Below are 9,138 nucleotides of genomic sequence, written 5' to 3' on the forward strand. Positions count from 1 at the left end.
TTAGGAGATTAACGAAACGGAAATGCCTAAATACAACATAAGGGCATAAGCAAAGCATAAGCAAAGTATAAGCAAAGCATAAGCAAAGAAAAGCATCTAAAAAGAGAATGGAGACGGTATGGAAAGCTATGTTTTATCTTGTTGTTCTACAGTGGATATTTCTAAGGAATGGGCGGAAAAAAGAAACATTCTTTTAGCCTACTTTCGTTTTTATTTAAATGAAGAGGAGTACAGAGACGATTTTTATGCCTCCATTTCTCAGGAGAAATTATTTGAAAGAATGTTAAATGGGGAGAAGAGTAAGACTTCCTAGGTAAACAGTGAAGAATATATGACTCTTTTCCGCCCCAGCTTGGAGGCGGGAAAGGATATTGTTCATTTCTGCTTATCCAGCGGAATATCCGGCACCAGAAATTCCTGTGAAATTGCCAAGGACATTCTCCTGGAGGAATTTCCGGATAGAAAGATTGAGATTATAGACTCTCTTTCCGCCTCTGCAGGCTACGGACTCTTGGTGGATAAGGCAGCAGATTTGAGAGACCAGGGACTATCCATGGAGGAGCTTGTTGAGAAGATTCTGGACTACAGAAATCATTTACAGGGATATTTCTTTACTTCAGATCTTCGCTTCTTTATCCAAGGAGGAAGAATCTCCAAGGCGGCCGGCTTTATTGGCGGTTTACTGAATATCTGTCCCATTATCATGATTACGGAAGAGGGAACCCTAAAACCTATCGAAAAGGCAAGAGGGAAAAAGCAGGCCTTTAATAACCTGCTGTCCAAGATGGAAAAGAAGGGATTTATGGAAGAGGAGAAGGTATTTCTCTGTCATTCCGCCTGCCCTGAGGATGTGGAAAGCTTAAAGGAGAAGATTCTGGAACGCTATCCGAAGGCGAAGATTGAGACCTTTGTGATTGGCGGCACCATTGCCTGCCATACCGGCCCCGGCACCGTGGCTTGCTTTTTCTTTGGAAGAGAAGGACGTTAGTATTACGGTATAAAAAAGGATTGGAAAGATTATGATATTTTCCTTCAGTATAGGGCTATACCCGGGGCACGCTCCCGCTAACTTCGCCTACGCATCGGTACTAAGCGAAAAACTTCATTTCACTCGTTTTTCGCAAGTACCGGCGGGCTCAGATTGCCCCTGTTACAGCCCTATACTGAGGAAAATCGATCAATTTTTTGTCGCACAATCCTTTTTTATTCCATAAAAAACGTCCGTTTGAAAGCCTCTTCTTCGAAATGAAAATGCAATGCGGGTCTGCCGTGTCGCATTTTCTTTTTTTCTTTCAAGGATTCTCCTTCCTCCAGCTGTCCCTGACGAATTAACCTTAGCTGTAGAAGCTTTGCCAGAATTCTGCTGGCGGAGCGGGGGGTGATGGCCAGAAGCTCTGCGATATATTGGGCACTAAGTGCCTGCAGAGGATCGTTTTCAAAAAGGCTGATAAGCTTCAGGATATTACTTTCGTGAATACCCTGTTCTTTTGCAAATTCTATTGCCTTCGGGTTACTGTAATCAGCCAGCAATTTTAATTTCTGGGAAAGAGGGCCAAGCAGCTTTCCTTCCTCTTCCATAAAAAAGGCGTCATTTCTTCCGTAACGATTACTTTCCAAAAGGGCATGCTCCGCATAATAGCGACTTCGCTCCTTAGAATGGCTTAAGCCGATACCCATACGGAAAGGAAAGTTCAGATTTTTCCTGCAGGCGGAAAGAAATTCCTGTAACATAGGCATCAGATCTTTTTCCATGGAAATGCTCAAAAGGATAGAAAATTGATTAAAGCCTTTTTCGATATCAAAATGTAAATGACTTTCTTTTCGATATTCCGTTAAAAACTTATAAACAGTGGCTTCCCGATATTCCTGTTCTTCCTTTTCCACATCCTCCGTAAAGGGAAGGCGAAGAAAAATACTGAGGAGATTTTGCTCCGCGATACTGCCTAAACGAAGTTCGTCCAAGGCGTGCTGAATAGAGCTTCGAATCATTTCTTCATTAGGGAAGACGGCGATATAAGGAATCTGCAACTGATCCAGCTGCCCCAGATTATTGATGCTTCGAGAAAGAATCAGGTCGATTTTTCCTTTGCTCCAAAGATTTTTGGCATATTCGGTAATATGCTTGTAATCATAATGATGATCCTTGTAGAAGATAGGGCAGGATTTTTCCGGTAAATATTTTGGTATGTCCATAAAATGGTTGGTTTCGGTTAAGAAGTCACAGAATACCCGGTTCAATGGTTGATCCCGATGTTCGATTTGAAATTGCAGCAGAATAGAAAGAACATCAATGGTTTCGTAGGCGGTAAAGGCACAAGGAATACGATTATCCGGAAAACGCTGGTGAATATAGTGATAACCCAGTTCGCCGGAAAAGAAAATCACATCACATTTCTTTTTACAGTCTTCATAGATACCGTCAATATCCTTTAAGTCCTTATAGATATAGGGGAAAAATTGACAATCAAAGGAGGGGTCTTGCAGGACCTTTTCTATAGGCTCCAAAGATTTTTCCGGACTGACAATCGCTACATGAATCATGCTGTTCTCCCTTCCACAGTAAAAACTTGTTTTAAGATTTTATCTTGCATTTAAGACAAAGTCAATTATGTCTTTAATTACTGACCCATTCCTTGATAGTGACTCCTTAGATTTTTTTGGATTAGCTATCTTTATTACAGGGGCTATTTCAGATGGGACTACAGGGGCTATATCGCAAGGGGCGCCTTGGCTTTTTTTTGTCTTGAAAATGTTATATAATGCACTGGAAAGAAATAGGAGTTGTGAGGATTTATGGCGAGAAAAAGGACAAATAAAAACAAAACAGGTAAAGGTACAAGCAGAAAAAAAGCTATACAAGGGAATGTAGAACAAAATGCATACGCAGGACTCAAAGAAGAAGCCATTTTGATTTTATCCTTCCTTGTTTCTTTACTTTTGCTACTTAGCAATTTAGGATTTTGCGGAATTGTGGGAGAGGGACTTTCACAGGGGCTTGTGTTTTTATTCGGGTCCTTCAGTGTTCTTTTTCCCTTTGTCTTATTTTTCCTTGTTGCCTTTACCATGGCAAATCGAAACAATCCGATGATTATGAGGAAGATTCCTTTTATTTGCTTCTTGTATATTTTTCTGGGAGCTTTTCTTCCTGTACTTATTTTAGGAAAGAGTATTCCTGAAGATTTAACGGATTTATTGACCGAAGGGGGAGTATTACCCGGAATCTTTCTTTTATTTTTAAAGCAATTTTTAGGTAGTCTTGGAGCCATGATTGTGCTGTTTTTCGCTATATTACTATGTTTGGTGATGATTACTGAAAAGCCTCTGATGAGTCTCTTTGCTTTATTTTCCGTGCAGACTGCGGAAAAGGCGGGAAGAAGGGCAAAAAGCGATTTACAGAGAATTTCTCAAACTGCGAGAGAAGCTTTGGAGGAAAGAAGATCGAGACGGGAAGAGAGAGAGGCGGATTTTCAAACCACCGACTTTCATTTGGAAGATTTTAAGGAAGAGAGGGAAGTTTCTCTTTTAGAGGCGGAAGAAAATAAGGAGAAGGAAGCGCTCCGTTCCGACTTACTAAGTGTTAAGGAAGAACTGGATTTAATAAACAGTAAGAAGGAAGACTGGAAAGAGGATTCCTTCACGGTGGAAGGCTTATCAGATTCTTCGAAAGTGAAAGATCTTTTCCCGGAGGACTTTTCTGAGATAGACGCAGTTCCAAAGTCACAGTCTTTGAAAAAACAGTCTATGAAAGAAGAGCCCTTGGACGAAGAGGAACTGAAGAAGCGTCTTTTACAGGGAGACCCTTCCTCCAGAGTTGTCTACACCGCCGATGGCAGAAGAATTGCTTCCGATAATGAAAACTTACAAAAGCGTATTCAGGAGAAGAAAGAGGAAGAGTTAACAGTGGATTCCGTTCCGGAAAAGACTGCAAAACCCTATGTGTTCCCTCCGCTCTCCCTCTTGAAGCGTTCCCATAGTCAGGAAGAGGAAAAGCGAAGTGAAATCGAGAAAAATGCCCAGACCTTGAAGGAAACCCTAAAGAGCTTCGGCATTACCGTAAGTATCAGTAATGTTTCTGTAGGACCATCCGTTACCCGCTACGAGCTGCAACCGGAGCAGGGGGTAAAATTAGCCAAGATTGTATCTTTAAGCAATGATATTAAGATGCGACTGGCGGCGGCGGATATCCGTATTGAAGCGCCTATTCCGGGAAAGTCTGCGGTGGGAATTGAAGTTCCCAATAAAAACAGCCAGGTTGTATATTTGGGAGATATTCTGTCTTCTCCCGCCTTTTTGGAGAACAAGATGAAACTGGCCTTTGGTGTAGGAAAAGACATTGGAGGCAAGGTGGTGGTAACGGATATTGCCAAGATGCCCCACCTGCTGGTGGCAGGAGCTACAGGAGCGGGAAAATCCGTTTCCATCAATACCCTGATTATGTCCATACTCTATCGCTATAGTCCGGAAGAGGTCAGGATGATCATGGTGGATCCTAAGGTGGTAGAGCTTCAGGTATATAACGGCATTCCTCATTTGCTTATTCCGGTGGTTACGGATCCGAAAAAGGCTGCTGCGGCATTGAACTGGGCTGTGGCGGAGATGACAAGTCGCTATAAGAAATTTGCCGCTTACGGTGTAAGAGACTTATCCGGCTACAACGAAAAAATACGTGGCCTTACCGAGGAAGAAAGAGAGAAGGAGGGGCTTTCCGTTCTTCCCCAGATTTTAATTATTATTGATGAGCTTGCGGATTTGATGATGGTATCGGCGTCGGAAGTGGAGGATGCTATTGTCCGATTGACGCAGCTGGCAAGAGCCTGCGGAATGCATTTGATTATTGCTACCCAAAGACCCTCCGTCAATGTCATTACGGGACTGATTAAGGCAAATGTTCCTTCCCGTATTGCCTTTTCCGTAAGTAGCGGAGTGGATTCCCGTACCATTATCGACATGAATGGAGCGGAAAAGCTTCTGGGAAAGGGAGATATGCTTTTCTTCCCTCAGAATTTACCCAAGCCTATCCGAGTACAGGGAGCCTTTGTATCGGATGAAGAGGTGGCTAAGGTCACGGAATTTTTAAAGTCTCAAGGAGAAGCGGAGTATAACCATTCCATCTCTAAGAGCCTGGAAAAGGAAGCCACGGAAGAGACGGGAGGAAGTCAGAGCGATAGAGACGAGCTTTTTGCGGAGGCCGGATCACTGGTGATTGAAACGGACAAGGCAAGTATCGGCTTTTTACAAAGAAAATTCCGCATCGGTTTTAATCGGGCGGCAAGGATAATGGATCAGTTGGCTGCGGAACATGTCGTTGGAGAGGAGGAAGGCACCAAGGCCAGAAAGGTTTTAATGAACATGGAAGAATTTGAGGAGTTACTGTCTACAGAAAGGATGGAGTAAATGAAATCAGATTTAGAAATTGCTCACGAGCTAAAACTGAAACCAATAGCTTTAGTGGCTAAGAATTATGGGATTTCCGAAGAGGATTTAGAGCTCTATGGAAAATATAAGGCAAAATTGTCCCAAAATTTTTGCGCTGCCCATGAAGGAAAACAAAAAGGGAAATTGATTCTGGTTACCGCCACCAATCCCACGCCCTTAGGAGAGGGAAAGACCACAGTTTCTATCGGCTTAAATGATGCGTTGAACCGTTTAGGTAAGAAGAGCATTGTGGCATTAAGAGAGCCCAGCCTTGGACCATGCTTCGGCGTAAAGGGGGGAGCTGCAGGCGGAGGCTATTCTCAGGTTGCTCCCATGGAGGACATTAACCTTCATTTTACGGGAGACTTCCATGCCATCACTTCTGCCAATAACCTACTGGCCGCAGTTTTGGATAATCATATTCATCAGGGCAATGCTTTAGAAATCAACCCCAAAAAGATTCTTTGGAAGCGTTGTTTGGATATGAATGACAGAGTTTTGAGAAATGTTATCGTTGGATTGGGAAATCAGGCGGACGGTGCTATGAGAGAGGATCATTTCCAGATTACGGTAGCCTCCGAAATCATGGCGATTCTTTGTCTGTCCAAGGATATGAAGGATTTACAGGAACGTTTAGACAAAATCGTAGTAGCCTATAACAAGAAGGGCGAGAGAATCTATGCAAAGGATTTGGAATGTACCGGAGCTATGGCGGTTCTTTTAAAGGATGCTATGCAACCTAATCTTGTGCAAAGTCTGGAAGGAAACCTTGCCATTATCCATGGTGGACCCTTTGCCAACATTGCTCATGGCTGTAACTCCATAAGAGCCACCAAGATGGGCTTGGCTTTAGCAGATTTTCTGGTTACTGAAGCAGGCTTCGGTGCCGACCTGGGAGCGGAGAAGTTCTTTGATATTAAGTGTGCGGCAGCCGGATTAACGCCTTCTTGTGCTGTGATCGTAACTACACTTCGTACCTTAAAATACTACGGCGGACTTCCGAGAGAAGAGATTTCCAAGGAGAATCGTGAAGCATTGGAAAAGGGCTTAGAGAACTTGGAAAAGCATATCGAAAATGTAAAGAAATTTGGTGTTCCTGCAGTTGTGGCAGTAAATCGTTTTGCTACAGATACCGAGGGGGAGCTTTCGTTCTTAAAGGATTTCTGTGCACAGAGAGGCGTTCGCTGCGCCATCATGGAAGCTTACGGAAAGGGAAGTGAAGGAGGAGAAGAGCTTGCCAAGGCAGTGCTGGAAACTGTGGAAGCCGGGGAAGTGAATTTCCATACTTTGCAAACTCCGGAGCAGAAGATTTCTCAGAAGATTGAACTTTTGGCGAAGGAAATTTATGGTGCCGACGGGGTAGAGTATTCGAATAAGGCTAGAGAGGAATTAAAGAAGCTGGAAGAATCCTGCTATTCCAATCTTCCGATTTGTATGGCAAAGACGCCGTACAGTTTGTCCGATAAACCCAATCTATTGGGAAGACCCAAGAATTTCCGGATTGAAATTCGTGAACTTTCCCTCTCCGCAGGAGCAGGATTTGTGGTATGCTTAGCAGGCGATGTTATGACGATGCCGGGTCTGCCAAAGGAGCCGGCAGCAAAAAAGATTGGCTTTGAAAATGAAAAGATTGTAGGAATTTTCTAAGGAGGCATAGATGAAGGGCTGGTTGTCTTGTTTAAGCGAAGCGAAGGTCCTTCGGGGAGATGGAGAGAGGGAGGAATTTTCCTCCCTCTCCTATGATTCTCGAAGAGCTAAGGCAGGGGATTTATTTCTTTGCATGAAGGGAAGTACCATGGATTCCCATGACAAAATTCCGGAGCTCTTGGAAAAGGGTGTTCGAGTATTTGTGGTGGAGAAAAATCTTCCTGATTTACCGAAGGAAATGCAGGATAGGGAAGACCTTTGCATTGTACAGGTGGAAAATGGCAGAAAGGCTTTAGCGGAGCTGTCAGCCTTTTATTTTTCCTACCCCTCCAAGGAGATGCTGATGATTGGTATCACCGGCACCAAGGGAAAAACCACAACAGCCAGTATGGTGCGGGCAATTCTTACGGAAGCGGGCTACAATTGCGGTCTCATCGGAACCACCGGAATCGATTACGCGGGCATTCACGAAGAAAGCAGGAATACCACCCCGGAATCCTATACTTTGCAGGAAACATTCCGAAAAATGAAGGAAAAGGGCTGTAATGCCGTGGTTATGGAGGCTTCCTCCCAGGGCTTTAAGATGCATAGAACCGACGGTATTCTTTTTGATTATGGTATTTTTACCAATATCGAAGAGGATCATATCGGAGAAAATGAGCATAAAGACTTTGCGGAGTACAAGTATTACAAGTCCAGAATTTTTACCCAGTCTAAGACGGGACTGGTGAATCTTGATGCGGATTTTTCTGAAGAATTCATGGAAAATGCAGAGTGCCCCTGTTTTAGTTTTGCCTTGAAAAAACAGGCTGATTTTATGGCTACGGAGATTGAAGACTTACATCGGCATGATTTCCTGGGCTGTAGATTCCATTTTCGACATGGAGAAGAGGATTGGGAGATTTGGAACCATCTGCCGGGAAGATACAATGTTTACAATGCCTTAGCGGCAATTTCTCTGGCCTCCCTTCTGGGAATCAAAAAAGAAGTGGTGCAATCTGCCCTACGGAAGATTCAGGTAAACGGCAGGATGGAGGTTGTGCTGCAAAGAGGGGGCTACACTGTTTTGGTGGACTATGCCCACAATGCCATGGGGATGAAGAACCTTTTGGAAACCCTGAAGGCCTACAAGCCGAAACGCCTGATTGTAGTCTTTGGTTGTGGCGGAAACCGTGCTAAGGAAAGACGCTACGGTATGGGAGAGGTGGCAGGGGAGATGGCGGATTTTACCATCCTTACTGCAGATAATTCCCGTTATGAGAAAACTATGGATATTATTTCCGATATTGAAAGCACATTGTCCAAGAAGACAAAGAACTATGTAAAGATTGAAGACCGTAGAGAAGCCATTCGCTATGCCTTAGAACAGGCGGAAGAGGGAGACTTAATTGCGGTTATCGGAAAAGGACATGAAGAATATAATGAGGTAAATGGAACATTTACTCGTTTTGTAGATAGAGAAGTGATTTTGGAAGAGGCGGAAAGAGAGGGAAAATAAGATGCAGATTCCTTTTTCGGAGATATTTTCCTCTGTGGACAAGATTATTTTGGATTCTCGGGAGGATTGTAGTAAGGGGCTCTTTGTTCCCATCAAGGGAGAAAAGCAGGATGGACACCGCTTCATTCCCATGGCTATAGAGCATGGAGCATCCTTTATTTTTACCGAGGAGGATTGTTCGGAACTTTCCAAAAAATATCCCGAGGTACGTTTTATATCGGTGGAAAGCACTATTGACGCTTTACAGGCCTTGGGGGGCTATGCCAGAAGCCTGTATTCCGGTTTGGTCATCGGCGTAACCGGTTCCGTAGGGAAAACCACCACCAGAGCCATGATTGCCAAGGCACTTTCCATGGAGAAGTCTGTTTTTGAAACCAAGGGAAATGCCAATTCTCAGCTGGGACTTCCTATTACACTCTTCTCCATGGCTAAGGAAAATAAAGAAATCAGTGTCATCGAGTTAGGCATCTCCATCCCCGGGGAGATGCACAGGATTGCGGAGATTGCTTCCTGTGACATTGCAGTATTTACCAATATCGGTTCCGCCCATTTGGAGAATCTGAAGACCAAGGAAAATA

At 43.8% G+C, this 9,138-nt stretch carries 7 protein-coding genes and 1 pseudogene; 7 read left to right on the forward strand and 1 reads right to left on the reverse strand.

The features are described 5' to 3' along the window. The first annotated feature begins 118 nt into the window (after window positions 1-118). Window positions 119-313, forward strand: a complete 195-nt coding sequence (locus RYO92_RS10220; protein ID WP_315370319.1) for a hypothetical protein — start codon at window positions 119-121, stop codon at window positions 311-313. A 15-nt stretch (window positions 314-328) separates the two neighbouring features. Continuing rightward, window positions 329-988, forward strand: a pseudogene (locus RYO92_RS10225) (DegV family protein); the annotation flags it as partial. 215 nt (window positions 989-1,203) lie between these two features. Here the strand turns inward: RYO92_RS10225 and RYO92_RS10230 are convergent. Continuing rightward, a complete protein-coding gene (locus RYO92_RS10230) occupies window positions 1,204-2,541 on the reverse strand; it encodes a MarR family transcriptional regulator (protein WP_315370320.1) in 1,338 nt (445 codons plus the stop codon). A 67-nt stretch (window positions 2,542-2,608) separates the two neighbouring features. On the opposite strand from RYO92_RS10230, the gene RYO92_RS10235 reads away from it, so the two are divergent. The 5 genes from RYO92_RS10235 to RYO92_RS10255 all read left to right on the forward strand — a co-directional run. Beyond that, window positions 2,609-2,869 (forward strand): hypothetical protein, encoded by a 261-nt coding sequence (locus RYO92_RS10235; protein WP_315370324.1) that lies wholly within the window; start codon window positions 2,609-2,611, stop codon window positions 2,867-2,869. Beyond that, window positions 2,794-5,394 carry a DNA translocase FtsK gene (locus tag RYO92_RS10240; protein ID WP_315370321.1) on the forward strand — a complete coding sequence of 867 codons (2,601 nt, stop codon included), beginning with the start codon at window positions 2,794-2,796 and terminating at the stop codon, window positions 5,392-5,394. Before RYO92_RS10235 ends, RYO92_RS10240 begins: the two co-directional genes overlap by 76 nt. Beyond that, window positions 5,395-7,062: a formate--tetrahydrofolate ligase gene (locus RYO92_RS10245; RefSeq protein WP_315370322.1), complete on the forward strand. Its 1,668-nt coding sequence runs from the start codon at window positions 5,395-5,397 to the stop codon at window positions 7,060-7,062. It begins immediately after the preceding gene. Window positions 7,063-7,072: 10 nt separating this feature from the next. Continuing rightward, window positions 7,073-8,560, forward strand: coding sequence for a UDP-N-acetylmuramoyl-L-alanyl-D-glutamate--2,6-diaminopimelate ligase (locus tag RYO92_RS10250; protein ID WP_007155917.1), 1,488 nt, complete (start codon window positions 7,073-7,075; stop codon window positions 8,558-8,560). Window position 8,561: 1 nt separating this feature from the next. Then, window positions 8,562-9,138: Mur ligase family protein (locus RYO92_RS10255; protein ID WP_315370323.1), on the forward strand; the 577-nt coding region annotated here is incomplete at its 3' end.

The sequence above is a fragment of the Oribacterium sinus genome (genome assembly GCF_963553175.1).
GTDB classification, from domain to species: domain Bacteria; phylum Bacillota; class Clostridia; order Lachnospirales; family Lachnospiraceae; genus Oribacterium; species Oribacterium sinus_B.

Bases quoted from the DNA above. Each gene is read 5' to 3' on its own strand.
- RYO92_RS10220 (WP_315370319.1), top strand. From the start codon at position 119: ATGGAAAGCTATGTTTTATCTTGTTGTTCTACAGTGGATATTTCTAAG.
- RYO92_RS10230 (WP_315370320.1), bottom strand. From the start codon at position 2,541: ATGATTCATGTAGCGATTGTCAGTCCGGAAAAATCTTTGGAGCCTATA.
- RYO92_RS10235 (WP_315370324.1), top strand. From the start codon at position 2,609: ATGTCTTTAATTACTGACCCATTCCTTGATAGTGACTCCTTAGATTTT.
- RYO92_RS10240 (WP_315370321.1), top strand. From the start codon at position 2,794: ATGGCGAGAAAAAGGACAAATAAAAACAAAACAGGTAAAGGTACAAGC.
- RYO92_RS10245 (WP_315370322.1), top strand. From the start codon at position 5,395: ATGAAATCAGATTTAGAAATTGCTCACGAGCTAAAACTGAAACCAATA.
- RYO92_RS10250 (WP_007155917.1), top strand. From the start codon at position 7,073: ATGAAGGGCTGGTTGTCTTGTTTAAGCGAAGCGAAGGTCCTTCGGGGA.